This is a genomic window from Chryseomicrobium aureum, assembly GCF_016909155.1.
Taxonomy (GTDB): Bacteria; Bacillota; Bacilli; order Bacillales_A; family Planococcaceae; genus Chryseomicrobium; species Chryseomicrobium aureum.
Map to the genome: position 1 here is coordinate 65,366 of NZ_JAFBFG010000002.1, position 25,259 is coordinate 90,624.

A 25,259-nucleotide genomic window follows, 5' to 3' on the forward strand; every position below is an offset into this window, starting at 1 on the left:
TTATAGTAGCGGCAGGAAATGATAGAAAAAGGAGTATCAGACAATGAAAGAACAATTGCAACGTCATCTAGAAGAAATCCAACAAGATCTATGGAGCATGAGCGACCACTTGTACCACAACCCAGAACTTGGTGATCAAGAATTTGAATCAATGACACTACTAACTGATTTTTTAGCGCGCCATGATTTCCAAGTTGAAAAAGGAATCGTCAACCGTCCGACCGCCTTTAAAGCGACCTACGACAGTGGCCTTCCAGGACCGACGATTGCATTTTTGGCAGAGTACGACGCTCTTCCGGGAATTGGTCACGGGTGCGGGCACAATATGATTGGAACAATGGGTGTCGGCGCTGGAGTTTTGCTCTCCAAAGTAGTAGCTGATACGGGTGGGAAGATCTATGTTCTCGGGACTCCAGCAGAAGAAACAAACGGTGCTAAAGTCGATATGGCGGAACAAGGGGTCTTTGAAGATATTGATGCAGCAATGATGCTTCACCCTGCTGATGAATCTTATGAAAGTGGCGACTCTCTTGCAATGGATGCGATTCAGTTCGATTACACAGGCCGTCCAAGTCACGCTGCAGCATCCCCGGAAAAAGGGATTAACGCATTAGACGCAGTCCTTCAATTGTTTAATGGAATCAACGCACTCCGTCAACATGTACAATCAGATGTACGCATTCATGGGATTATCACAGAAGGTGGAAAAGCGGCAAACGTTGTACCGGAATTTGCATCTGCTCAGTTTTATGTTCGCGCATCTGAACGAGCGTATTTAAATGAAGTCGTAGAAAAGGTAAAAGCAATTGCACACGGTGCTGCACAAATGACGGGCGCTACACTCGAAATGCATAATTATGAATTGAGCTATGATGATATGCAAACAAATCATACTTTATCGAAACGATTTACACAGAATTTACTAGCAGTGGGAACTGAAACAGTTCATCCGGCGAAAGATTCATACGGCTCACTCGATATGGGGAATGTCAGTCATGTCTGCCCGTCTATTCATCCGTATATCGGTCTTGATTCTCCTGGACTTGTATTCCACACACAGGAACTAGCTGACTTAACAATCACCGATAACTCTCATCACGTCTTGAGTCGCGGAGCACTATCCATGGCGTTGACAGGGTTTGACTTATTGTCAGATGCTGAATTGATGCGCCAAGTGAAAGCGGAGTTCGCACAAAAATAAAAATCTCTACTGTCTGATACATTGTGTATCAGGCTATTTTTTATGACGAATAGTCTGAATAATAAAACTTCAACAGGACTGTATACAAATGCAAAATACCGTGTTATTATACATTTTATCGAATAACTATACATTATAAATTAGGAGATGAAGATTATGAAAAAGATACTTACAGGTATAGCACTTCTTTTAGTCCTGTTTTTAGCAGCATGTGGTTCAACAGAAGAGGGGGCTACAAGTTCAGAAGGCTCTTCAGAAGAAACAACAAAATTAGTAATGGGAACATCAGCAGACTTTCCACCATTTGAATCCGTAGATGCTTCAGGTGAAATCATTGGATTTGATATTGATCTAGCAAATGCAATCGCAGAAGAACTTGGTGTTGAACTTGAAGTACGCGATATGAAGTTTGACGGATTAATCGGTGCTCTTCAATCAGACCGTATCGACTTTGTTATGTCAGGGATGTCCGCTACAGACGAGCGTAAAGAAAACGTTGATTTCTCAACAGAATATCATCGCTCGGGTGAAATGTTCTTATCTTTGAAAGACGCTGGGATTGAAAGCATCGAAGATTTAGAAGGAAAAACGTTAGGGGTTCAACTTGGAACGATCCAAGAACAAGGTGCTCGTAAAATCCAAGAAGAGTATGGATTTGAAATCAAGCCAATTGATAGCTCATCCATCATGATTCAAGAACTTCTTTCAAACCGTGTGGATGCGATCTATATCGACAAGGCAGTAGGGGTTGGCTATCAGAAAGAGCAGGACCTTGCCGGATTTGATGATCCAACATCTGCATCACCAGGAATGGCTGCAGCTTTCCCAAAAGGAAGCGAGCTTGTTGAAGAGGTAAATGCAGCACTTGCTACTCTTGAAGAGAACGGCACATTACAAGAATTAAAAGACAAGTGGTTGTCAGAAGAATAGAAAGGCGGGGTAAGGCATGAATTTGGACTTTAGCCAAATCGTGCCTTATATTCCTTTTATGCTACAAGGAATATGGGTCACGTTGCAACTCGTTATTGTTGCACTTATTTTTGGATTTATTTTAGGGACATTGATTGCCCTCGTAAAAATTATGAACAATCGCTTCTTGCGCTTTTTGGCAGATGCGTATACATCGGTGTTCCGTGGAACGCCTTTAATCCTTCAATTAATGATTATTTATTTCGCTGTCCCGCAGTTGACGGGCTATGATATTCCGACATTTCTAGCGGCAGTTCTTGCATTTGGTTTAAACTCAGCTGCCTACATTTCTGAAATCATTCGTGCAGGTATTCAAGCCGTCGATAAAGGACAGATGGAAGCAGCAATGGCTTTAGGAATTCCGTACAAGCCGGCGATGAAAGACTTGATTCTTCCGCAAGCGATGAAAAATATTCTCCCGGCTCTTATGAATGAATTCATCACGTTGACGAAGGAGTCAGCGCTTGTTTCGACAATCAGTTATATGGACTTGATGCGTCGTGCACAAGTTGTTGGGTCGGATATTTACCGTAACTTTGAGCCCTTATTATTTGTTGGACTCATTTACTACATGCTCGTAATGGGCCTTACACTAATCGGCAAGAAGCTAGAAAAGAGGTTGAGACAAGGTGATTAATATACAATCCGTTTCGAAAAAATTTGGGTCGAATCAAGTATTGACCAACATCTCGACAATGATTCAGCCCGGAGAAGTGGTGGCAGTAATTGGACCTTCAGGATCAGGGAAGTCGACGCTTCTTCGTTGTATCAACTTGTTAGAAAAGCCTTCGGAAGGAGATATCACATACAAAGGAGAATCTCTTGCCAAGACGAAGAATCTTTCCGCTGTTCGTGCGAAAATCGGTATGGTATTTCAGCACTTTCACTTGTTCCCGCATATGACAGTACTAGAGAATCTGACGTATGCACCGATGCAAGTGAAGAAGCTTTCAAAAGCCGCGGCGGAAGAAAAGGGACGCGCATTACTGAAACAAGTCGGTCTTAGTGAAAAAGAAAAGGCCTATCCGTCTCAGTTATCAGGTGGTCAGAAGCAACGTGTAGCGATTGCACGTGCCTTGGCTATGGAACCAGAGGTCATGCTGTTTGATGAACCTACCTCTGCACTAGATCCAGAGATGGTAAAAGAGGTATTGATGGTAATGAAGGATCTTGCACATACGGGAATGACGATGGTCATAGTGACGCATGAGATGGGATTCGCTCGAGAAGTAGCGGATCGCATCGTATTCCTAGATCATGGGCAACTAGTAGAAGAAGCAGCACCAGCAGAATTCTTCTCGGCACCAAAATCTGCCCGTGCACGTGATTTCTTAGAGAAAGTACTATAACGAGTTTTTGACCCCTGGGGTTGTCTCGCTAACCAAGTGAACTTGGCATTGAGGCAGCCCCAGGGGTCAAATTCTTACAAGTCTTCGATTTCTTCGAGTCGAGGCATAGCGGTCAAAGCACCTTGCTTCGTTGCGCATAAAGCCCCAAGTTTATTTCCAAACATTGCGCATTCTAACACATCCGCGTGCGTTTCTGGAAACCCATAGTGGAAAACATGATATAGGACTCCTGCAATAAACGCATCCCCAGCGCCTGTTGTATCAACAGGGACTACTGGTGTTACCGGTGCATGGATCTGTTGCCCATCCACTAAACAAATCGTTCCATTCTCACCATCTGTTAAAAATACGAGTGGAATCGAATACTTTTGAAGACGCTCGATCCCTTCTTCAAAGTCCTCTGTCTCCATCAAGAAGTACATCTCTTCACGTGTCATCTTCACCATATGAGAACGATTCATAAACTCAATGATTGTCTCGCGGCAACGCTCTTCAGACTCCCAGCGAAGTGGACGTACATTGACGTCAAAGGACAATAAAACGCCTTTATCACGTGCCAGTTCAACCGCACGGCGAGTCGTTTCCAGAGCTACTGGATGAAACATTGTGCCTGAACAAAAGTGGAATGTGACGGCCTGTTCAAACGCTTCTTCCTGCAAATGCTCGGGTTTTACTTGTATATCTGGAGTTGGATCAATATAGTTTGCAAAAATCCGATCCGACTCTTCTGTTAAATGAACATAGACCGAAGTGGCACGTTTCTCAGGAGCAAATACTGCATGTTGAAGGTCAACACCTTCTTCATCCATCTGAGCACGTACAAAATCCGACACCTCGTCGTCTCCTGTAATCGTAATAAAACGTGAAGGAAGTCCGAGGCGACTAGCACCTGCTGCAACATTCACTGTTGCCCCTCCAAGGTACAAATCGAATTCTTTATTTTCATGGCTTCTGGCGATGTAGTCGATAAATGCATCTCCGTAGCTTAGAACATAGCGAGTCTGTGACAAACCTAAACGCTCCTTGTAAAATCATTTTCCGTCTAGTATAGCAGAAAATAGCTGTTATTTAAGAGATTTGGTTTCTTCAGACTGTTCCGACAAACAGTAGTTACACCATTTAAATCAAAGTAGTACTAAGTAAATAGTTATAAAGGGTCTAAAGGACCATGAAGAGAAGATTAAAAAATGATAGAATTCAAATTGTTCAAAAAAATAGAAGGAGGAGTAGAATGATAACATTTTTTGTCGCTATTCTTTTATTAATTGTCGGCTATTTTACATATGGTAAATACGTCGAGAAAGTTTTTGGAGAGAAAGAAGAGCGGCCAACACCCGCATATGTCAATGCAGATGGGGTAGATTACGTTCCCATGTCAACTCCAAGAAACTCTTTAATCCAACTTTTAAATATTGCTGGAGTAGGCCCAGTATTTGGACCGATTGCAGGAGCCCTCTATGGACCTGTGGCATTTATTTGGATTGTCATCGGCTGCATTTTTGCTGGTGCTGTTCATGATTATTTGACGGGTATGATCAGTATTCGAAATCGGGGGGCACACTTGCCAGAACTCGCAAGTCGTTTTTTAGGAAAACATATGCGCCATATTGTAAACGTTTTCGCACTTTTATTATTAGTCTTAGTAGGTACCGTATTTGTTACATCACCTGCTATGCTTCTCTATAACTTGATGGATGCTCGGTTCAGTATCGTCATTATTACATTCGTGATCTTTGCCTATTATATACTCGCAACACTGTTGCCGGTTGATAAAATCATTGGTCGCTTCTATCCATTTTTCGGAGCTCTTCTGGTCATATCAGCGCTAGGAGTAGGAATTGGAATGGTCGTTACGGGTGCACCGATACCGGAACTGACGCTTCAAAACATGCACCCGAATAACTTACCAATCTTCCCGTTATTGTTCTTTACAATAACGTGTGGGGCATTATCTGGATTTCATGCAACGCAGTCACCAATCATCTCTCGTACGACACAAAATGAAAAGCAAGGTCGTAAAATTTTCTACGGTATGATGATTGCTGAAGGAATCATTGCTATGATCTGGGCGGCAGCGGCAATGGCTCTGTTCAATGGTTATGGTGGCCTATCTGCAATGCTTGCAGCAGGTGGACCAGCAGCAGTAGTAAGTGAAGTTTCTCTTCTGATGATGGGAACAATCGGGGGGACACTTGCAATTTTAGGTGTCATCATCTTACCGATCACGTCGGGCGATACAGCTTTCCGTGCAGCTCGAATGATCATCGCTGATTATTTCAAAATTGGTCAGGCGAAAATTTTAAAGCGTTTATGGATTGCCATCCCACTATTTGTGATTTCGTATGCGTTGACACAAATTGATTTCAACTTGTTGTGGCGCTATTTCTCTTGGGCAAACCAAGTGACGGCAGTCATCGCATTATGGATAGGAGCAATGTATCTGTTCTTGCAGTACAAGAATCACTGGATTGCAACAGTACCTGCTATTTTCATGACTGCTATGGTATTCGTTTATATTGTATACGAGCCAACCATGGGCTTTGGCCAGTCTTTGGCTGTTTCGTATAGTGCAGGAGCGATTGCTGCTATTTTAATCACAGTCGCGTTCTTCTTTTACGCTAATAAGAAACGGGGAACTGAATTCATCTTAGAAGATGATGTATCAGGTTTTAAAGGCACAGCCTATCAAAATTAGATGAAAAGCCACACTGTGACGATGGTCGCACAGTGTGGCTTTTTTAGTGGAGCTGAAATACATGGATAGCAGTTGTTGTCAATTCACCAACGCTATAGGTTCGCTCTTCAAAATGGACGTTACCGTCGTGCGCTACGAGGATTACCGTCGTACAACGTGTGCCGTAATTTGGCATATGAATGAAAGCGGGAGACAACTTGCGTTCAAGGTCAAGGCCGACTCCAGTGTCCGGAAGTTTATGGTCAGGTGCCTGTTCAGACGTTCGCATCAACTCAAAAAGCACAGAAGGGTCTAGGAGAGTTGTAGATGACACATATTCGTTTAGGTGTGTACGAGCTTTGTCCACTTTCGGCCAAGGTGTGTTTAAGAACTTGTTGCTAAGAGCATGTGTGCCTTCTTCAATAGGGTGTCCTGAAGGAAGCATGTTGCTATAGTAGTGCAGTTCGTCTATGGTTCCTGCGAGCAAGTTGAACCCATTGTAACACGTTTTTTGTGCCTCTAGTTTATCAATAAACGTTGAAGCGTGTTCCGTAGACGTTAAAAAATCTTTCACTATCTCACCACGTGAAATTAAATCCTGTTGCACACTTAATGGGTCTCTATAATTTGTCAGTGCTGCAAGTCGTCCTGTTTTTGTAACGCCAAGCCAGGTCCCTCCGGCATGGAGATCTTTTCCGGCTAGAAGTTCAGGATGCTCTTCCCAAAAGCGAGCAGGCTTAGTTGGACGGTCATAAAATTCATCTCGGTTTGCAGCTAAAATCAGTGAATAGGTTGGATGTTGCTGAAGATGGAAGGCGATCAGGCACATCCGATGTTCCCCCTGTCGAAGTGATTTTTTCTTACTATACCATGAAGGTTTCCGGAGTGGCATTAATTCGCATGACCCTCTAGACTAATAGAAACGACTTAGGAAAGAAGGGAAATTTATGGAGCGAGAAGCAGCCATTGAATTTACAGGTGTATCCATGAAACGAGGAGAACAAGAAGTTTTAAAAGGCGTTACCGGCTATTTCCCAAAAGGAAAAATCACAACACTTGTAGGTCCGTCCGGTGCTGGAAAATCAACTTTATTGAAGTTGTGCAATGGTTTACTTAGTCCGAATACTGGCGAAATTCTTGTTCTTGGAAAGAACGTCGAAGAATGGGAACCAGTCGAATTGCGCACGCGTGCCAGCATGGCTCTTCAAAGTGCGCCGATGATCAGTGGAACTGTCGAGGAGAATTTGACACTTCCTTATGCATTGCAAGGAGCAGAAGTTGATGTTGAAAAGATGCGTAAAGTGATTCAAGAGGTGGGTCTTGATCCAGATTATTTGCAGCGCGATAGCCGCGACCTTTCCGGTGGTCAGCGTCAGAAAGTTTCCATTGCACGGACACTTCTGATGGAACCGGAAATCTTGTTGTTAGATGAAATCACATCAGCTCTCGACCGCGTATCTCGTCAGGAAGTGGAAGAGTTGATCGCGCATATTCATAAAACGTTTGGTACAACGATTATTTGGATTACGCACAACTTAGAGCAAGCAGAACGAATCGGTCACTATACATGGGTAATGATTGACGGTCAGCTCATCGAACAAGGCGAGAGTTCATTGTTAAACGAATCCACAGATCCAGCTGTACAGCAATTTGTAAGGGGCATTAATTTATGACATATGGAACACTCGCGCTCACTTTAATTTTTGTTTTGATCCCGTTAGTATTATCCAAAACCTTACGTTTGGATTTAGAACGAGATACGTTGATTGCTACTGTCCGTTCTATTGTTCAACTAATCGCGATTGGGTATATTTTAAAGTTCGTATTCGACTCCGAAAGCTTTATTTATATACTCCTTATGGTTGCGCTCATGATTGTGGCAGCGACGCTAAATGTTCGGAAAAAAGGAAAGTCGATTCCGGGCATCACGTGGAAAGTAGCAGTGACGCTTATTTTCGTAGAGGTACTAACGCAGGGAATCTTAATCGGCTTTTCCATCACACCAGCCACTCCTCAGTACGTCATTCCTATCAGTGGAATGGTCATCGGAAACTCGATGGTGCTGGCTATTCTGTTTTTGAACCGATTCACTTCAGAGATTGAAAGTCACGAAGATCAAATTGAACTCATTTTATCTTTAGGAGGAACACCGAAACAAGCGATACACACACGTTTGATTCAAGCAATCAAGACAAGTATGATACCGACGATTGAAAGTCAAAAAACGATGGGTCTCGTGCAACTTCCTGGAATGATGAGTGGGCAGATCATTGCAGGGGCAGACTCGATTCAAGCTGTGCAATTCCAGTTGTTAATCGTGTTCTTAATTTTAACGACTGCTGCAGTGACCAGCATTGCACAAGGTTTCCTTTCCTATCCAACACTCTTTAATGAACGTTACCAATTACTTCAGGAAGGAAGAACTAGATGATTTCAAAAAAACAACGAGCGTTAACGCAACTACAGAGTTTAGACTTTGTGCTTCGATGCCCGCATTGTCAGAAGGCAGCTCAGGCTACCGATACCGGTATGACATGTGAGAATCATCATACGTTTGATGTGGCCAAACAAGGCTACCTTCACTTGGCGGGGACTGTGGCGAAGAGTCGTTACACAAAAGAATTGTTTAGAGCTAGACAGGCACTACTTTCAGAAACGAGATTTTTCAATCCGGTGATTTCTGAGATTGCAACGTGGATAGAAGGTGAGTCCTCTTTGTCATCACCTCTACTCGTAGACATGGGCTGCGGGGAAGGGACACATCTGGCAGGTATTCTAGAACAAGTAAAAAGTGGTCGGGGTATTGGAATAGATCTTGCGAAAGAAGGAATTCAATTAGCAACGAATCACGACGTCGATGCACTCTGGCTCGTTGCGGATTTGGCTAAATCTCCTGTTCAAGAGCACTCCGTGGATGTCGTATTGAATATTCTTTCTCCAGCAAACCATCAAGAGTTTAGACGTATACTGAAAGCTGGTGGGTACGTGGTGAAGGTGATTCCAAATGCACAGTACTTAGAGGAACTCAGGAAGTTCTTTTATGCGGGAACTGACAAAGAAACGTATGAAAACGAAGGCGCAAAAGAGCAGTTTGAGAAGACGTTGGAGACTGTTCATGTCAGTCGACAGAACTATAGTGTCGAGTTGACCGATGAGCAGTGGCGCGACCTCATTGCGATGACGCCTCTTACTTGGAATGCACCACCTGAGCAAGTGAACGAGTTTATCGAACTGGCGTTACCATCAGTTACTGTGGATTTGACGGTTTTGGTCGGGAAGTTGAAGAAAAGCTAATTGGACAGGGTCCGCTCCGAGGAGCGAACCCTGTTTTTTTGCTGTATAGTGCGTGATTAGTTTCCATAATACGACTTCGGTAGAATAAATTGCGGTTTGGGTAGAACAAATCGTGATTTGGGTAGAATAAATCTTAGTTACGTCCGATGAACGCCCGCTCACCCACCCAAACTCTTTACGAACCCCACTCCGTTCGCTTCAATATCCACGATGTTAACAAGAAAATCGCCCCAACACCGATAGAAGACGCTGGTGGAAAGGGTGCATACGGTCCGAAATAAGGTAAGAAATAATTCGAGAGACCAATTGCTGCCATGGCAAGAGCGCCTAGAACACCTGGGCAGACATATTCTTTCCAACGAGATTTCAAGCTTGCCTCTTCAAATGCGGTTTTGTGCAATTGACGGAACACTAAGCGAATCAAGAGCCACACAATGAACACCATCAACCCAACTTGAATCAACGATGGAATCAAGTATATACGATCATCTGGCATTTCATCGAAGTAGGCAATCGCAGCCATAATAACCCCGCGCGCGATAAAGTAGTATGCAAGCAACTGGAACGCCATGCGTCCCCAAAACTTCACCATGTCGCGTTTCTCTTCTTGCGGAATTTGTTCGATGACGTCATCAGCGTAAGCCTTTGGATCCTCTCCAAATACATCTTTTGCAGATTTTCCGTCTTCTTGTGCTTCAAGCAAGTGATCAAGCATATCCATCAAGACTTCTTCACTCTTTTGCTCGGACAATAGAAGCTTCGTTCGGATATAAACCATCAATTGCTCGTAATACACTTTATTTGGAACATGTAATAACTCGCGTTTTTCATTGTTCAGTTTGATTAACTCATGTGCTTTCATTCGCTTTCCTCCTTTAATAATGCATGTAGTGGGACAGACAGCAATTGCCACTCGTTGCGAATGGTTGCCAATGTGGCTTGTCCACTTTGTGTGATGGAATAGTATTTGCGATTTGGTCCAGACTCAGATGGACGCATTTCACTGACGATCAAGCCCTGTTTTTGCAACCGTAACAAGACCGGATAAATGGTGCCTTCTGGGACATCGGGAAGACCGGAATCCTGTAACTTCCTGGATAATTCATATCCATACACAGTCTGTTTATCGATAACTGCAAGAACACATCCGTCAAGAAAACCTTTCAGTAGTTGACTGCGAACTGTCATAGCGCTCCTCCTTGCTAGTTTGTAATGCAAGATAGCGGGGTGAAAAAATAGCTACTTGGTAATGCAAAGTAGTTAATTACAGTCTACTGTGTGAGAAATGGGAAGTCAACTAAAACCTTGAAATTCTATTGACACATCTTCCTTCAATGCGTTAAAGTGGTAAAAAGCTTTGAAGACCGAACTAAATACGCAATTTCTTATCGCGAGAGGTAGAGGGACTGGCCCTACGACACCTCAGCAACCAGCTGCAAAGCAGTATGGTGCTAATTCCAGCAGAACCATTGTGTTCTGATAGATAAGAGGGATAGAATTGATTACACGCCTTCTTATTTTTAATAAGAGGGCGTTTTTCTATGCCCTCCACTACTTAGGAGGAGTAAATATGACACATCAACTAGAAACCAAACTCGCACAAGCCGGGAACCGAAGTGACTCAGCAACCGGAGCAGTGAGCCTTCCTATTCATCTCTCAACAGCCTACATCCACCCAGGAATCGGGCAATCAACGGGGTATGATTACTCGCGAACTGCTAATCCTACGCGAACTGCCCTCGAGCTAACACTGGCGGACCTTGAAAGAGGTGATCATGGTTTTGCCTTCAGTTCAGGAATGGCGGCTGTTCACGCCGTACTTCAGTTATTTAAGTTGGGTGATGAGCTAGTGGTATCCGAAGACTTATACGGAGGGAGCTACCGGTTATTCCATCAGTTAGAAGAACGGACGGGTTTACACTTCCGTTATGTAGACACTTCAAAGCTTCAGTCAATCGAGGCTGCCATCACTGAGCGCACAAAAGCAGTGTTCATCGAATCTCCAACGAATCCATTGATGAAAGAAACAGATATTCAAGCTGTTGCCGAACTGGCAAAAGGACACGAAATCCTGCTGATCGTCGATAACACTTTCTATACACCAATTCTGCAGCAACCGATCACGCTAGGAGCAGACATTGTCATTCATAGTGCGACGAAGTATTTGGGTGGCCACAATGATGTGTTAGCAGGTGCTGTTATTACAAAAGGACAGGCACTTGGTGAGCAACTCACAATCATTCAAAATTCAATCGGGGCCGTACCTAGTCCGTTAGACTGTTGGCTATTAGTGAGAAGTCTTAAAACGTTGGGTCTCCGAGTCGAGCGCCAACAACAAAATGCACAGAAACTTGCAGAGTTCTTAACACAACACGTAGCAATCGATTCCGTCTTGTATCCAGGGAAAGGCGGAATGTTATCGTTTCGGTTACAGAAAGAAGAGTGGGTACCACAATTCCTCGAGCGTCTTACACTCATTGCATTTGCAGAAAGTCTTGGTGGAGTTGAAAGCTTCATCACCTACCCGACAACACAAACCCATGCCGATATTCCGGTAGCGGAGCGTGAACGAGTCGGAATCTGCGGAAGACTTCTTCGTTTTTCTGTAGGCATTGAACATGTGGACGATTTGAAAGCAGAACTGCAACATATTTTAGATGGGTTAGTAGGTGAAGCCGAATGAAACGACCGTTTTTGGAACAACTGCAAGACCGTGTTTTAGTGGCGGACGGGGCAATGGGCACACTGCTTTACTCGTACGGCGTCGATCACTGCAATGAAGAGCTAAACCTTTCTCACCCGGAAGACGTTCTGCGTGTACATGAACAGTATATTGCAGCAGGAGCGGAAGTGATTCAGACAAACACCTACGCAGCGAATTACGTGAAACTCGCACGTTATGGTTTGCAAGAACAAGTGAAAGCCATCAATACAGCGGCAGTAAAACTTGCCAAACAAGCTGCGGGGGACGAGGTATACGTCCTTGGAACATTTGGAGGATTGCGTGGAATCAAACAAGACATTCCACTCGATGAAATCAAACGCAGTTTTAGAGAACAGCTCTATATATTTTTAATGGAAGGCGTCGACGCACTGTTACTCGAAACGTACTACGATTTTGAAGAACTAAAAGCCGTTGTGCAAATCGCAAAGGCAGAGTGTGAGTTACCGATTATCGCAGAAGTGTCGATGCATGAAGTGGGTGTATTGCAAAACGGCTATTCACTTGCACAAGCATTTGAAGAGTTGGAAGCTGCAGGAGCCGATGTTATTGGTGTCAATTGTCGAATGGGTCCATTCCACATGCTGAGTGCTCTCAAGCAAGTTCCGATTCCCAACAAGGCGCTGCTCTCTGTCTATCCGAATGCGAGTCTTCCTCAAGTGGAAGAAGGTCGCTATTCGTACGCAGAAGAGTTTCACTATTTTGCAGAAATTGCGGAGGAGCTGAGACAGCAAGGTGTCCACTTGATCGGAGGCTGTTGTGGAACGACGCCTGGCCATATCCAAGCGATCGCAGAAACTCTAGGCGACCGCACGCCAATTTCGACCAAACAAATCACGGCAAAAAAATCTGACCCACAAATCGAGCAAGTTTCAGCCGAGTCCCCACTACTTCAAAAAGTGCGGAAGGAAACGACAATTCTCGTGGAACTTGACCCACCAAAGCATTTAAATACCGACCGATTCTACGAAGGAATTCAAGCTCTCCATGAAGCTGGTGCCGATGCACTAACACTCGCTGACAATCCTCTAGCTTCTCCGAGAGTCGGGAATGATGCAGTGGCAGCCATCATCAAAGAACGATACGATGCCACGCCACTTGTTCATTTAACATGCCGTGATCGAAATTTGATTGGTCTCCAATCGCACTTAATGGGTCTCCATGAGCTTGGTGTACAAGACCTGCTCGCCATCACAGGAGATCCTGCCAAAATTGGGGACTTTCCGGGAGCAGCATCTGTCTACGACTTATCAAGTTTAGAACTAATCGAGCTTATCAAGCAGAACAATCGTGGATTATCATTTTCGGGGAAATCACTGGAGAGACCGACACGGTTTTCGGTGGGGGCAGCATTTAATCCGAATTACCGCCATATGGATGCCTCGATCAAGCGGCTTGAAAAGAAAGTCGCAGCAGGAGCGGATTATTTTATTACGCAACCGGTTTTTGGAATCGATCAGCTACATGCACTTGCAGAAGCAGCAAAACAAGTCGATAAACCGTTTTTCGTCGGCATCATGCCTTTATTATCGTCGCGCAACGCAGAGTTTCTGCATCACGAAGTTCCAGGGATTCGTCTTCCAGAAGTGACAAGACAGCGTATGCGAGAAGCGGGAGAAGACCCTGCAACAGCACTTGAAGTCGGCATGACGATTACAAAAGAACTGCTAGAAGAAGCGGTCAAGTTATTTAACGGAATCTATCTGATTACACCATTTCTCCGTTATGAGCTCTCACTTGAATTGATTGACTTTATCAAGACACGCAACAAGGAGGAATCGTATGACCAGCTCCACATTTGAACAGCAACTCCAGAAGAAAATTCTCGTCTTAGACGGGGCGATGGGAACCATGATCCAACAAGCAGACCTATCGGCTGAAGACTTTGGTGGGGAAGAATACGAAGGGTGTAACGAGTACTTAGTTCGTACACGACCCGATGTCGTCGAATCAATTCATGCTGCTTACTTTGAAGCTGGGGCTGACATTGTAGAGACCAACACATTTGGAGCTACACCAGTCGTGTTGGACGAGTATGACCTTGGCCACTTAGCGTATGAATTGAACAAAGAAGCAGCAGAAATTGCAAAGCGTGTCGCCTCGGAATTCGCAACAGATGAAAGACCTCGTTTTGTAGCAGGGGCAATGGGACCGACCACAAAAACGTTATCGGTTACAGGGGGAATCTCGTTTGATGCACTCGTTCAGGATTATCAAGTACAGGCAGAAGGATTACTAGATGGTGACGTAGACGTACTGCTTGTTGAAACAAGCCAAGATGCGCTAAATGTGAAAGCGGCGAACTTAGGTATTCAAAACGCATTCAAAAGCCGCGGTCGTGAACTGCCGATTCTCGTTTCCGGAACAATTGAACCAATGGGAACCACACTTGCTGGTCAGTCTATCGAGGCGTTTTACATTTCGCTAGAGCATATGAATCCGCTTGTTGTGGGCCTGAACTGCGCGACGGGTCCTGAATTTATGCGCGACCATTTGCGTTCTCTATCGACGTTAGCGTCTAGCTACGTCAGTTGTTATCCGAACGCTGGGCTTCCAGACGAAGAAGGAAATTACAACGAGACACCCGAGTCCCTCGCTACCAAAATGGAGGGATTCTTAGAAAAAGGATGGCTGAACTTACTAGGAGGGTGTTGCGGGACGACACCAGACCATATTCGTGCCCTTGCAGCAGTTGCTGAAAAGTATCAACCGCGCACGGCGACAACACATGATGAGCACAAAGTTTCCGGTATCGAGCCGTTCGTTTACGACGACCCGTCTACTCGTCCGATCTTAGTCGGGGAACGCACGAACGTCATTGGGTCTCGAAAATTTAAGCGTCTCATTCAAGAGGGCAAATTAGAAGAGGCATCTGAAATTGCGCGTGCACAAGTTAAAAATGGGGCGCAAATCATCGATATTTGCCTCGCTGACCCGGACCGTGAAGAAGTAGAAGATATGGATCAATTCATCCAACAAGTTGTGAAAAAAGTGAAGGTCCCATTAATGATTGATTCAACAGATGAAAAGGTATTAGAAGTGGCCCTGCGTTATTCACAAGGAAAAGTCATCATTAACTCCATCAATTTAGAAGACGGGGAGGAACGTTTTGAAGCCATAGCGCCGCTTGTGCACCAGTTCGGAGCAGCCGTAGTTGTCGGAACCATCGACGAAAAGGGAATGGGTGTCTCTGCAGAACGAAAAATCGCCATTGCAGAACGCTCCTATCACTTGTTGACTGAAAAATACGGCATAGCGCCATCAGACATTATTTTTGATGCACTGGTCTTTCCTGTCGGCACGGGAGATGAACAGTATATCGGTTCGGCGAAAGCCACTGTTGAGGGGATTCGCGCTATCAAAGAACGCTTCCCGCACTGTCCGCAGATCCTTGGTGTGAGTAATGTCTCATTTGGACTTCCGCCTGTTGGTCGCGAAGTGCTAAATGCTGTGTTCTTGTATCACTGCGTGCAAGCAGGTCTTGATTACGCCATCGTCAACACGGAAAAACTTGAGCGTTTTGCTTCGATTCCGGAAGAGGAGGTAAAACTCGCCGAAGAACTATTGTTTGATACGACAGATGAGACCCTCGCGAAGTTCACGGAATTCTACAGAGGAATGAAAAAAGAAGAGAAAGTGATCGCACTACCGGAAACGGTAGAAGAACGCTTGGCCTACTATATTGTCGAAGGGACGAAAGAAGGGTTACTGCCAGATTTAGACGCTGCTCTTGCAAGCTATGACGCACCGCTAGATGTGATCAATGGACCCCTGATGGCAGGTATGGCAGAAGTAGGACGCTTGTTCAATGACAATCAATTGATTGTTGCAGAGGTTTTGCAAAGTGCAGAGGTCATGAAAGCAGCGGTCGCTTACTTAGAGCCGCATATGGAGCAATCAGATGTGTCATCGACAAAAGGGAAGGTCATTTTGGCTACGGTAAAAGGGGACGTACATGATATCGGGAAAAACTTAGTGGATATTATCCTGAGTAACAACGGCTATGACGTGACAGATCTTGGAATTAAAGTAACGCCTCAAGAACTCATTGAACAAGTACGGACGCATAAACCAGATATCATCGGTTTATCAGGACTGCTTGTGAAATCCGCTCAGCAGATGGTCGTAACCGCACAAGATTTGAAAGCAGCAGGCATTGAAACGCCAGTTGTCGTTGGTGGAGCCGCCTTGACGCGAAAATTTACGGCAAATAAAATCGCAAAAGAATACGATGGTTTAGTGCTATACGCGAAAGATGCAATGGACGGACTTCAAATCTTTAATGACTTGCAAAATCCTGAAAATCGTTTAGAGATTCAGACCTTATACGACGAGGATCAGAAAAAGCGCTTAGAGGCACCCGAAAAAGAGATTCCTCGAAAGCCGGCAACAGTGGGAACTTCTACAGTAAGTCGAGATGTTAAGGTCTATACTCCTGCCGATTTGGATGTGCATATTTTGCGAGACTTCTCTCTACGTCAAGTCTATCCCTATATCAATCAGCAGATGTTGCTTGGCCATCATTTGGGCATTAAAGGGAAAATCTCTCGCTTGCTAGCTGAACAAGACGAGCGAACGATAAAATTAAAAGAAATAACGGATCAGTTGTTCGAACAGGCAGTAAACGAAGGGATTCTACAAGCATCGGCCATTTATCAGTTCTTCCCGGCGCAATCGGACGGTGACGATGTGATTATCTATGACCCGAAAAATCACACGCGAGAAATTGAGCGTTTCCATTTTCCACGTCAGATAAAACCGGATCATCTTTGTCTAGCCGATTATTTAAAACCAGTCGGTGGGGAGATGGATTATGTAGGATTCTTTACGGTAACAGCAGGAAAAGGTATCCGAACATGGGCGCAGCAACTGAAAGAACAAGGGAAGTTTTTAGAAAGTCATGCGCTGCAGGCTTTGGCGCTTGAGACAGCAGAAGGCTTAGCGGAACGCATGCATGAAATGATGCGCTCGAGATGGGGCTTCCCAGATCCAGTCGAACTATCCATCCAAGATTTGTTCCGAACGAAATACCAAGGCCAACGCTTCTCATTCGGGTACCCAGCGTGCCCGGAGCTCGAGGATCAGAAGAAGCTATGGAAATTGCTTCAGCCTGAACGGATTGGGGTGGAGTTGACGGACGGTTGCATGATGGAGCCTGAGGCATCGGTTTCTGCGATGGTGTTTGCGCATCCGGAGGCTCGGTATTTTAATGTGTATTAGTAGTTAGATGTGGAGAACGCCGCTCTTAAATAAAGAGTGGCGTTTTTATATGAGCGTTCGGCAATTGTGTCGAAAGATTCGATGGATAAATGGAGAGATTCACTGGCTAAGTCGAAAGATTCGACGGTTATTTATTGAGTTTCACCACTTCCTCATGTTATGGAAACTAAACACCCGGCTATACCCAAAAAAATCAGCTCCTTCTCTTGAGCTGACTCCAGAGAAGGTGCTGATTCTATTTTATACTTGTGGTTCTATCTTACGTTCAAAATTAATATAGCGTGTACCTTGGAACGTTAGTAAACCTAAATCACCTTCCGCAAGCTGCCCGAACTCATGCCCGCGAACTGGTAGTTCCATACGGTCACCACTTTGTACTTCAAATGTTACATAATACCAAGTGTTAGCTGCGCTCTCTCCACTGCCACCTGACGTTTCTGTGCGTTTAGTTTTCACAGAAGCGGGTACACTGAGTTGAGGTGAATTGTTATTTTTTGACCACGTTTTAATGGAGCCCCCAATTCCAATAATAATAACAGAAATAATTACAACAAACACCACAGCTATGAACACTGTTCCGAACGAATCCATAAAGCCGAATGCAGGATCTGAATAACCCAATCAAACTCCCCCTTTTTGTATTCTTTACGAATAAAAGGTGGAGAAGTTTCATGTGGAGAGAAACGTGCATCGCTTGACCCTTACATAAAATTAAGGTAGGGTAGGGAATTGTGTAAACTATAAGAAAGAAGGGGAGAATGTGAAGAAAGTTACAAATGTATTTTGGATTACGCTTGCGCTCGTTATTGTGACCGTCCTTTTCGGTGCAATTGTGCCAGAAGGTTTTGAGTCAGTAACAGCCAATATGCAAGCCTTTATTACAACCACTTTTGGTTGGTATTACTTGATTATTGTAGGCCTAATGGTTGTTTTTACGCTATTTTTAATTTTTAGCCCGTACGGAAAGATTCGATTAGGAAAAGATACAGATCGTCCTGCATACTCGCGTCCAACGTGGTTTGCGATGTTATTTTCAGCAGGGATGGGGATCGGACTTGTATTTTGGGGAGCGGCTGAGCCGTTATCACATTATGCTGTTTCTTCGCCAACAGGTGAGACAGGCACAGACCAGGCCTTCCGCGATTCGATGCGTTATACATTTTTCCACTGGGGACTACATGCTTGGGCCATTTATGCGATTGTAGCTTTAGCACTCGCTTACTTCCAGTTCCGCAAAGGCGAACCTGGATTAATTTCTGCAACACTTAAGCCAATCTTTGGGGACAAAATGTCTGGACCATGGGGTGTTATCGTCGACGTATTTGCGGTTTTTGCAACTGTTGTCGGTGTTGCAACTACTCTTGGCTTCGGTGCTGTTCAAATTAGTGGGGGACTAGCATATCTCTTAGGAATTGAAGTTTCTTATACTCTGCAGGTTATTATTATTGCGGTCGTAACCGTTCTCTTTCTTGCTTCGGCATGGTCAGGTCTAAGTAAAGGGATTAAATATTTATCGAATACGAACATGGTATTAGCGATTGCATTATTAATTGGTGTTGTCGTTCTTGGACCGACATTATTGATTTTCAACATGTTTACAGACAGCCTAGGGGCGTATTTGCAGAACATCGTTCGAATGACGTTCCGCGCTGCACCACTCGACGGAGAAAGTCGCGACTGGATCAATGGTTGGACGATCTTTTACTGGGCTTGGTGGATTTCATGGGCACCATTTGTTGGGATCTTCATTGCTCGTGTTTCCAAAGGACGTACGATTCGTGAATTCTTAACAGGTGTATTGTTACTGCCATCCTTAGTGAGCTTCTTCTGGTTCTCAGCGTTTGGTTCTACGGCAATCAACGTACAGAAGTCTGGAATCGACTTGTCAGGGCTTGCGACAGAGGAAGTTTTGTTTGCAACATTTAACGAACTTCCATTCGCAACCATCCTGTCAATCATTGCGATCGTTCTCATCAGCACGTTCTTTATCACAAGTGCCGACTCGGCGACGTTTGTTCTAGGAATGCAGACGACGGGTGGATCTATGAATCCAGATAACTCTGTCAAGATCATCTGGGGAGTAGCACAGTCATTGATTGCGGTTATTCTACTGGCAGCTAACGGGCTAACAGCTTTGCAAAATGCCTTGATCATAGCCGCGCTTCCGTTCTCGTTCATCATGGTATTGATGATGATTTCCACAATTAAAGCACTACAGTTAGAGCGTAAACGACTATAGTGCTAGAACTAAAAAAGACTCTTTTCGCGAGATGCGAGAAGAGTCTTTTGTCTGTTTAGAAGGTGATTCTGTGAGTTGTATCAGGTGAATGATGAACAGGGACGAAACCATTTTGACGATAGAAGGCATCCGCTTTCGCAGAATCTGTGCGACACGTGACACTCTTGAATGTTTCTTTTGCTTTTTCAAGACAAGCATCTAGCAACATTGTCCCAACACCGTTTCGACGTTCGTCAGCTGTCACATAAAATCTGCGAAGTCGTCCAGTAGCAGGGTCATCTGCATAGGAGTTTTGTAAAATGCCTCCGATTCCTACAAGATGTCCGTCTCTCCATACCCCATATAAAGCTTCTCCTGGCTTTTTAAATAGTTCCGATCCATCTGCATATTGTTTAACCAGTCTTGTCAAAAATCGATACCCTTCATTTTCGCTTTCTTCAACAAGGTGTTGTACTGAAACTTCATTTAAATCGGTAATTTGTTTCACTTCGTATGACATGGTGTGGCCTCCCCTTTTCTTTTCTATTCGACATATCCGTTTTCAATCCCTCTATAACCTTAGGATTATTTAAAATAATTCGAAACCAAGACTTTTATCCTTTTTATTTTACAACCAAAAGTCATTTATTGTTTGATTATTCAGAAAATAATGAGTATAATAGTACTAATTAATCTGAATAAATGGAGGTGAAAAAGTTGAATCACTACCTTGCAAGGCAACCTATAGTGGATCGAAACGGACATGTCATTGCTTATGAATTATTGTATAGGAATAGTGAAGAAAACGTCTACACTGCGCAAGACCCAAATAACGCTACACGACAAGTACTCGAAACTGCCTATCATGTTATGGGATTAGATGTAGTTAGTCAAAATCTCCCCGTCTTTGTAAACTTTACTCGTGATTTGCTTATTCAACATCAACAATGGAACATCGCACCAGGTCAGTTGATTATTGAAGTGGTAGAGACGATTGAGTTTGATCAAGAACTGTTAAAAGCGTTGAAACACTTGAAAAAGGCGGGTTATCAAATTGGATTGGATGATTTTAATTGCAATCTTTCTGTTGCAGGTATTCCTGAAATCATTCGCGTGGCAGATTTCATTAAAATTGACTTTCAAGCACCATTTGATCGACAAAAATGTACAGAACAATTAGCAAAACGATCTGGAAAGCGGCTGATTGCTGAAAAAATTGAAACACTTGAGGAGTATAAGCGAGCTTTAGACTCAGGGTACGCTTATTTTCAAGGGTATTTTTTTGGAAAGCCAGAAGTATTATCCGCTAGTTCCACCCCTATGCTAATTGACGATCAAATCCTCGTGCATGTTCCTCGATCTTAAAGCATAGTCACTGCATTCTTCTTTATGAGAGTTTTCCGGTGAGAAAAGGGGATACTTGTATCATTTTAATCAGATTCGCCAAGCACTGGATTTAAAAGGGCGCTGGACATAAGAAAAGAGTAGGCAATCGCCTACTCTTTTAATGTGTCGATAAATGCATGGGCAACAGCTTCCGTTGACTGTGGATTTTGTCCAGTAACTAAGAAACCGTCACGTACTACCTTTTCGCTCCAGTTATCTGCAGCTTCGTGGTGTGCGCCCAATTCTTCAAGCTTTGAAGCTAGTAAGAATGGCATGTCATCTTGAAGGCCTGTATCTTTCTCTTCAGCATCTGTGAACGCACTTACTTTTTTTCCTTTGACGAGTGGATCGCCGTTTGAAAGTGTGACACCGACTAAACCAGCTGGACCATGACATACAGCAGCGACAGGTTTATCAGCTTCATAGATAGAGCGAATCAGCTCTTGTAGTTTTGTATTATCCGGAAGGTCAAACATCGTGCCATGACCTCCTGGTAAAAAGATGCCGTCGAACTGGCTAGCATCTTGATGATCTAGGTGTTCGGTGTTTTCAATAAATTGTTTAGTAGCGAGCATTTCATCGGATACTTCGCCTTCCAAACTCGTAGGGTCAATCGGAATCTCGCCGCCTTTCGGACTCGCGACTGTTACATCATATCCTTCTTTTTGAAAGGCGAGGTAAGCTTCTCCAAATTCAGATAGCCAGACACCAGTTTTTTTTCCGTTCGGTAGTTCGGAGTGATTGGTTAATACCATTAGAATACGTTTTGACATACTTTTGGTCTCCTTTCAATATGAACATACCTCTTTTATATACCCGCTTTTTCTTTATTCAATCAGTCCCATTGATAAGTAGCGTTCACCTGTATCCGGAGCAATGCAAAGAACCTTTTTTCCAGGACCTAAGCGTTTTGCAATTTCAATGGCTGCATAAACAGCGGCCCCGGCAGAAGGCCCAACAAATATACCTTCCTCACGCGCAAGGCGACGGAAGAGGTCAATGGCTTGGTCATCTTCAATTTGGAAAATTTCATCGTAAATTGATGTATTCAAAATTGGCGGAATAAATCCAGGGCTCGTTCCGACAAGCTTGTGGCGACCAGGCTTTCCTCCAGATAATACAGGTGAGCCTTTTGGTTCTACAACGCCGATATACAGATTTGGAAGGTGAGCTTTTAGGGTCTCGCCAGTTCCTGTGATCGTACCACCCGTTCCAGCAGTCGCTACAAACGCATCCAACTCACCATCCATTTGTTCTAGGATTTCAAGAGCCGTAGTGCCACGATGTGCATCAGCATTTGCGGAGTTTTCAAATTGCTGTGGAATGAATGCATTGGGAATCGATTCTTTCAATTCCAGTGCTTTTCCGATCGCCCCCGGCATTTTTTCGTCTTGCGGTGTGAGAACCACTTCAGCACCAAAGGCTTTCAAGAGATTGATTCGTTCCTGTGTACTATTATCAGGAAGAACTAATAGTGCACGGTACCCACGTGCTGCTGCAACCATGGCAAGACCTATACCTGTATTCCCACTTGTTGGTTCAATAATTGTGTCACCTGGACGAATCAGACCCTGTTCTTCCGCTGCTTTGATCATATTATTCGCTGCGCGGTCTTTCACGCTTTTTGAAGGATTGTGCATTTCAAGTTTCACATAAACATCCGCTGCACCTTCTGGGACAACGCGGTTTAATTTGACGGCAGGAGTATCGCCTATCAATTCAGTTATACTTTGGTAAATCGTCATTTTTTTCCCTACTTTCATGTTGTTTCTTGTTCAAACAGTATACCAAGTCAGGTATTTAAATTCCAATTCAAAGTGCTTTGATAGGATTTAATTTCGAGATTCCAGTTGCTTCCTGATTGCTTTTGCGAAATACTAGAATGAGAGAAGTAAAAAGGAGAGATCGCGATGAACGGAGCTGGATTAATTTTAGAAGGCGGAGGCATGCGAGGCGTTTTTACTGGAGGTATTTTAGAATCATTTATGGAGCAGGACTATTATTTTCCATATGTCATAGGAGTTTCGGCAGGGGCATGTCACGGGTCTTCCTATGCAGCTAGACAACGAGATAGAAATCGAAAAGTATCCATTGACTATGTGACGCATCCGGATTATATTTCTTTAAAAAATTTAGTGACAAAACGAGAATTGTTTGGGATGGACTTGCTCTTTGATAAGTTGCCGAATGAACTCGTCCCATTCGATTACGAAACGTTTTCTGCATCTCCCGAACGTTTTGTCATTGGAACGACTGATTGCTATAGTGGAAAACCAATCTATTTTGAAAAGGGAGCACCTCGGGATGAGATTTTGAAGGTGGTTCGGGCCTCTAGTTCTTTACCTTTCATGGCTGCACCCGTTGAGTATAAGGGGCTAAAGTTAATGGACGGTGGCATTGCTGATCCAATTCCATTAAAGAAAGCACTTGAGGATGGAGTAGAGCGCCCCGTTGTCGTTTTGACACGTCCAAAGGGGTATCGCAAAGCAGCTTCCCGGTTTTCAGGCGTCAGTAAGTTTATGTATAAACAATACCCCGGTTTGGTCGAACAGATGGAAACACGATGGAAGCATTACAATGAAACGCTGGATTGGCTGGATGAATTAGAAACGCAAGGCGATGCATTTGTTATTCGTCCACAAGAAACGTTTAAAATCAGTCGAGCAGAACGCAATCCACAGCGGTTGTCTGCGTTATATGAATTCGGCTTAAAAAGTGGGCGAGATGGGTTTGGCGAATTAATGGACTGGCTAGGGGAACCATATTCCATCATGCCAAAAGCCTGAGGAAGTCTCCTCAGGCTTTGTTTGTACGTAGTGGTTTCAATGCCCCGCCCCATGCGAGTACTTGGTCAAACATGTCGTTGACGTTTTTGTCGTGAAGGTCACGAGGTGTAAATGTTTGTCCTTTTTCAAAATCTAAGAATAAGGATAAGACAGGATGTACACGTACATCTGCAATCATAAGCTCAGCGCATACTTGTCGAACATGCTCAGCTGCACGTGTACCGCCTGCAGATCCGTAACTGACAATTCCAGCTGCTTTGTTGTGCCATGACTCTTTCGCACTATCAAATGCATTTTTTAAAGCTCCCGTCATGCTGTGATTGTATTCTGCGACAACAAATACAAAGGCATCGAGGGAGTCGAGCTTTTCATTCCATCGTTTTACACCTTCTGATTCAGCTGTCCCAAGTAGTGGAAGGTCAAAATCCTTGATATCTACCAGTTCATAATTGGCGTCTTCACGACCTTTTGCTTTTTCGACGAGCCATTCTCCAACTTGTGGACTGACCCGACCATCACGCGTACTCCCTAAAATAATACCTACCTTTAATTTTTCGCTCATCACCATTCCTCCTCATTCATAATAGGTATCTTCAACGGATCCATCTTGTTTATACACTTTTAAAATGCCATCTTTATCATTGACATATGTTTTTGCTTCTTGAAGAAGCGATTCTTTTGTAGTAGCTGTCTTAATGGCCCTTTCTCCGTCCTGTTTCATAAGTATCCAGTCGTCTTCATGTGCTTTCACTACATAATGAGGGCGTGAAGAATTGTCACTCCCGCTAACATAGTCACGTGCTTTCGCCGTTGCAATAGAAATGGCGCGGCCTTCTTCCATACCGTCATCCACCATCGCATTTGCCATCTCAATCGCTTTATTCCGTACACTAGCGTCTAAATTTTTCATGGAATCGGGATAGTCCGTTTTTGTCCATGGCATTTCAAATCGCCTCCTTGAATTCCTATTTCCCTGCTCGAGTCGTTTTAAACAGGTGCTTGGAGGGAATACTTTACTAATTCAGAATAAGTGGAGGGATGCACAATGTTTGAAAAGGACAAAGATAAAGAGAAAGTAAATAGTGGGAAGATTCCAATGCCAAGCGATGAAAAATCATTGACTGAAGAAGAAAAAATCGATAGTGATCCGTTCTTCTATCGGGAAGACCCTGCGGATAAAGATGGCGAGAACGAACTGTATAACCATAAAAATGCTGATGAAGATGATATCCGATCGAAATGAGGCTGGGAAATTCCCCCTCTTTCTGCTATACTTGACTTAACTGAACATGAACTCTTTTCTTATCAAGAGAGACGGAGGGAATTGGCCCTACGAAGTCTCAGCAACCTGCCCGCGCGGTAAGGTGCTCCATCCAACAGGGGATACCTGAACGATGAGGAGAAATTGTGCACTTGCAACTCTTCTCTCTCGTGGGGAAG

At 44.0% G+C, this 25,259-nt stretch carries 25 protein-coding genes and 2 riboswitches; of the genes, 15 read left to right on the top strand and 10 right to left on the bottom strand.

The features are described 5' to 3' along the window. Nucleotides 1-43: 43 nt before the first annotated feature. The 4 genes from JOD03_RS03575 (at nt 44) to JOD03_RS03590 (ending at nt 3,519) form a co-directional block, all read left to right on the top strand. A complete protein-coding gene (locus tag JOD03_RS03575; RefSeq protein WP_204589462.1) occupies nt 44-1,201 on the top strand; it encodes a M20 family metallopeptidase in 1,158 nt (385 codons plus the stop codon). A gap of 156 nt (nt 1,202-1,357) precedes the next feature. After that, a complete protein-coding gene (locus JOD03_RS03580; protein WP_204589463.1) occupies nt 1,358-2,131 on the top strand; it encodes an ABC transporter substrate-binding protein in 774 nt (257 codons plus the stop codon). A 16-nt stretch (nt 2,132-2,147) separates the two neighbouring features. Next, on the top strand, nt 2,148-2,807 hold the full coding sequence (locus JOD03_RS03585; RefSeq protein WP_204589464.1) for an amino acid ABC transporter permease: 660 nt from the start codon (nt 2,148-2,150) through the stop codon (nt 2,805-2,807). Continuing rightward, on the top strand, nt 2,800-3,519 hold the full coding sequence (locus JOD03_RS03590) for an ATP-binding cassette domain-containing protein (protein ID WP_204589465.1): 720 nt from the start codon (nt 2,800-2,802) through the stop codon (nt 3,517-3,519). The genes JOD03_RS03585 and JOD03_RS03590 overlap by 8 nt, the downstream gene beginning before the upstream one ends. 74 nt (nt 3,520-3,593) lie before the next feature. Here the strand turns inward: JOD03_RS03590 and JOD03_RS03595 are convergent, their stop codons facing one another. After that, nucleotides 3,594-4,529 carry a carbohydrate kinase family protein gene (locus JOD03_RS03595; RefSeq protein ID WP_204589466.1) on the bottom strand — a complete coding sequence of 312 codons (936 nt, stop codon included), beginning with the start codon at nt 4,527-4,529 and terminating at the stop codon, nt 3,594-3,596. A gap of 221 nt (nt 4,530-4,750) precedes the next feature. On the opposite strand from JOD03_RS03595, the gene JOD03_RS03600 reads away from it, so the two are divergent. Beyond that, on the top strand, nt 4,751-6,214 hold the full coding sequence (locus JOD03_RS03600) for a carbon starvation CstA family protein (protein ID WP_204589467.1): 1,464 nt from the start codon (nt 4,751-4,753) through the stop codon (nt 6,212-6,214). 43 nt (nt 6,215-6,257) lie between these two features. Here JOD03_RS03600 and JOD03_RS03605 read toward each other — a convergent pair whose 3' ends face one another. Continuing rightward, the gene (locus JOD03_RS03605) at nt 6,258-7,022 is read right to left on the bottom strand and encodes an NRDE family protein (protein WP_204589468.1); all 765 of its coding nucleotides are present in this window, start codon (nt 7,020-7,022) and stop codon (nt 6,258-6,260) included. Nucleotides 7,023-7,140: 118 nt separating this feature from the next. Here JOD03_RS03605 and JOD03_RS03610 point away from each other — a divergent pair, with 118 nt between their 5' ends. The 3 genes from JOD03_RS03610 to JOD03_RS03620 are packed head-to-tail and all read left to right on the top strand — an operon-like array spanning nt 7,141 to nt 9,487. Then, nucleotides 7,141-7,866, top strand: coding sequence for an ABC transporter ATP-binding protein (locus tag JOD03_RS03610; RefSeq protein WP_204589469.1), 726 nt, complete (start codon nt 7,141-7,143; stop codon nt 7,864-7,866). Further along, nucleotides 7,863-8,624: an ABC transporter permease gene (locus JOD03_RS03615; RefSeq protein ID WP_204589470.1), complete on the top strand. Its 762-nt coding sequence runs from the start codon at nt 7,863-7,865 to the stop codon at nt 8,622-8,624. Before JOD03_RS03610 ends, JOD03_RS03615 begins: the two co-directional genes overlap by 4 nt. Beyond that, complete coding sequence (locus tag JOD03_RS03620; RefSeq protein ID WP_204589471.1) at nt 8,621-9,487, top strand: putative RNA methyltransferase; 867 nt, start codon at nt 8,621-8,623, stop codon at nt 9,485-9,487. Before JOD03_RS03615 ends, JOD03_RS03620 begins: the two co-directional genes overlap by 4 nt. Before the next feature lie 175 nt (nt 9,488-9,662). Here the strand turns inward: JOD03_RS03620 and JOD03_RS03625 are convergent, their stop codons facing one another. Together JOD03_RS03625 and JOD03_RS03630 are read right to left on the bottom strand one after the other, a co-directional pair. After that, nucleotides 9,663-10,349, bottom strand: a complete 687-nt coding sequence (locus tag JOD03_RS03625) for a DUF1129 family protein (RefSeq protein WP_204589472.1) — start codon at nt 10,347-10,349, stop codon at nt 9,663-9,665. Beyond that, on the bottom strand, nt 10,346-10,675 hold the full coding sequence (locus JOD03_RS03630; RefSeq protein WP_204589473.1) for a PadR family transcriptional regulator: 330 nt from the start codon (nt 10,673-10,675) through the stop codon (nt 10,346-10,348). The genes JOD03_RS03625 and JOD03_RS03630 overlap by 4 nt, the downstream gene beginning before the upstream one ends. A gap of 194 nt (nt 10,676-10,869) precedes the next feature. Further along, nucleotides 10,870-10,977, top strand: a riboswitch (SAM riboswitch). 80 nt (nt 10,978-11,057) lie between these two features. On the opposite strand from JOD03_RS03630, the gene JOD03_RS03635 reads away from it, so the two are divergent. The 3 genes from JOD03_RS03635 to metH are packed head-to-tail and all read left to right on the top strand — an operon-like array spanning nt 11,058 to nt 17,429. Then, on the top strand, nt 11,058-12,170 hold the full coding sequence (locus JOD03_RS03635) for a methionine biosynthesis PLP-dependent protein (RefSeq protein WP_204589474.1): 1,113 nt from the start codon (nt 11,058-11,060) through the stop codon (nt 12,168-12,170). Continuing rightward, nucleotides 12,167-14,011, top strand: a complete 1,845-nt coding sequence (locus JOD03_RS03640; protein WP_204589475.1) for a bifunctional homocysteine S-methyltransferase/methylenetetrahydrofolate reductase — start codon at nt 12,167-12,169, stop codon at nt 14,009-14,011. The genes JOD03_RS03635 and JOD03_RS03640 overlap by 4 nt, the downstream gene beginning before the upstream one ends. Then, complete coding sequence (gene metH, locus JOD03_RS03645) at nt 13,992-17,429, top strand: methionine synthase (RefSeq protein WP_204589476.1); 3,438 nt, start codon at nt 13,992-13,994, stop codon at nt 17,427-17,429. Before JOD03_RS03640 ends, metH begins: the two co-directional genes overlap by 20 nt. Before the next feature lie 240 nt (nt 17,430-17,669). On the opposite strand, the gene JOD03_RS03650 is transcribed toward metH, so the two are convergent. Further along, nucleotides 17,670-18,050, bottom strand: a complete 381-nt coding sequence (locus JOD03_RS03650; RefSeq protein WP_239584812.1) for a DUF2500 domain-containing protein — start codon at nt 18,048-18,050, stop codon at nt 17,670-17,672. 139 nt (nt 18,051-18,189) lie between these two features. Here JOD03_RS03650 and JOD03_RS03655 point away from each other — a divergent pair, with 139 nt between their 5' ends. Then, nucleotides 18,190-19,668 carry a glycine betaine uptake BCCT transporter gene (locus tag JOD03_RS03655; protein WP_204589477.1) on the top strand — a complete coding sequence of 493 codons (1,479 nt, stop codon included), beginning with the start codon at nt 18,190-18,192 and terminating at the stop codon, nt 19,666-19,668. A 55-nt stretch (nt 19,669-19,723) separates the two neighbouring features. Here the strand turns inward: JOD03_RS03655 and JOD03_RS03660 are convergent, their stop codons facing one another. Then, on the bottom strand, nt 19,724-20,167 hold the full coding sequence (locus tag JOD03_RS03660; RefSeq protein WP_204589478.1) for a GNAT family N-acetyltransferase: 444 nt from the start codon (nt 20,165-20,167) through the stop codon (nt 19,724-19,726). Between the two features lie 197 nt (nt 20,168-20,364). Between JOD03_RS03660 and JOD03_RS03665 the strand changes: the two genes are divergently transcribed. Then, entirely contained in the window at nt 20,365-21,012 is a 648-nt protein-coding gene (locus tag JOD03_RS03665) for an EAL and HDOD domain-containing protein (protein WP_204589479.1), read from the top strand. 131 nt (nt 21,013-21,143) lie between these two features. Here JOD03_RS03665 and JOD03_RS03670 read toward each other — a convergent pair whose 3' ends face one another. Together JOD03_RS03670 and cysK are read right to left on the bottom strand one after the other, a co-directional pair. After that, nucleotides 21,144-21,806, bottom strand: coding sequence for a type 1 glutamine amidotransferase domain-containing protein (locus tag JOD03_RS03670; protein WP_204589480.1), 663 nt, complete (start codon nt 21,804-21,806; stop codon nt 21,144-21,146). Between the two features lie 54 nt (nt 21,807-21,860). Then, nucleotides 21,861-22,778 carry a cysteine synthase A gene (gene cysK / locus JOD03_RS03675; protein WP_204589481.1) on the bottom strand — a complete coding sequence of 306 codons (918 nt, stop codon included), beginning with the start codon at nt 22,776-22,778 and terminating at the stop codon, nt 21,861-21,863. Nucleotides 22,779-22,943: 165 nt separating this feature from the next. On the opposite strand from cysK, the gene JOD03_RS03680 reads away from it, so the two are divergent. Next, nucleotides 22,944-23,819 carry a patatin-like phospholipase family protein gene (locus tag JOD03_RS03680; protein WP_204589482.1) on the top strand — a complete coding sequence of 292 codons (876 nt, stop codon included), beginning with the start codon at nt 22,944-22,946 and terminating at the stop codon, nt 23,817-23,819. Between the two features lie 10 nt (nt 23,820-23,829). Here the strand turns inward: JOD03_RS03680 and JOD03_RS03685 are convergent, their stop codons facing one another. Next, nucleotides 23,830-24,381 carry an NADPH-dependent FMN reductase gene (locus tag JOD03_RS03685; RefSeq protein WP_204589483.1) on the bottom strand — a complete coding sequence of 184 codons (552 nt, stop codon included), beginning with the start codon at nt 24,379-24,381 and terminating at the stop codon, nt 23,830-23,832. A 12-nt stretch (nt 24,382-24,393) separates the two neighbouring features. After that, nucleotides 24,394-24,762, bottom strand: a complete 369-nt coding sequence (locus JOD03_RS03690) for a DUF2188 domain-containing protein (protein ID WP_204589484.1) — start codon at nt 24,760-24,762, stop codon at nt 24,394-24,396. A 102-nt stretch (nt 24,763-24,864) separates the two neighbouring features. On the opposite strand from JOD03_RS03690, the gene JOD03_RS03695 reads away from it, so the two are divergent. Further along, nucleotides 24,865-25,062 (top strand): hypothetical protein, encoded by a 198-nt coding sequence (locus JOD03_RS03695; RefSeq protein WP_204589485.1) that lies wholly within the window; start codon nt 24,865-24,867, stop codon nt 25,060-25,062. A 56-nt stretch (nt 25,063-25,118) separates the two neighbouring features. Continuing rightward, nucleotides 25,119-25,220, top strand: a riboswitch (SAM riboswitch). Nucleotides 25,221-25,259: the final 39 nt, after the last annotated feature.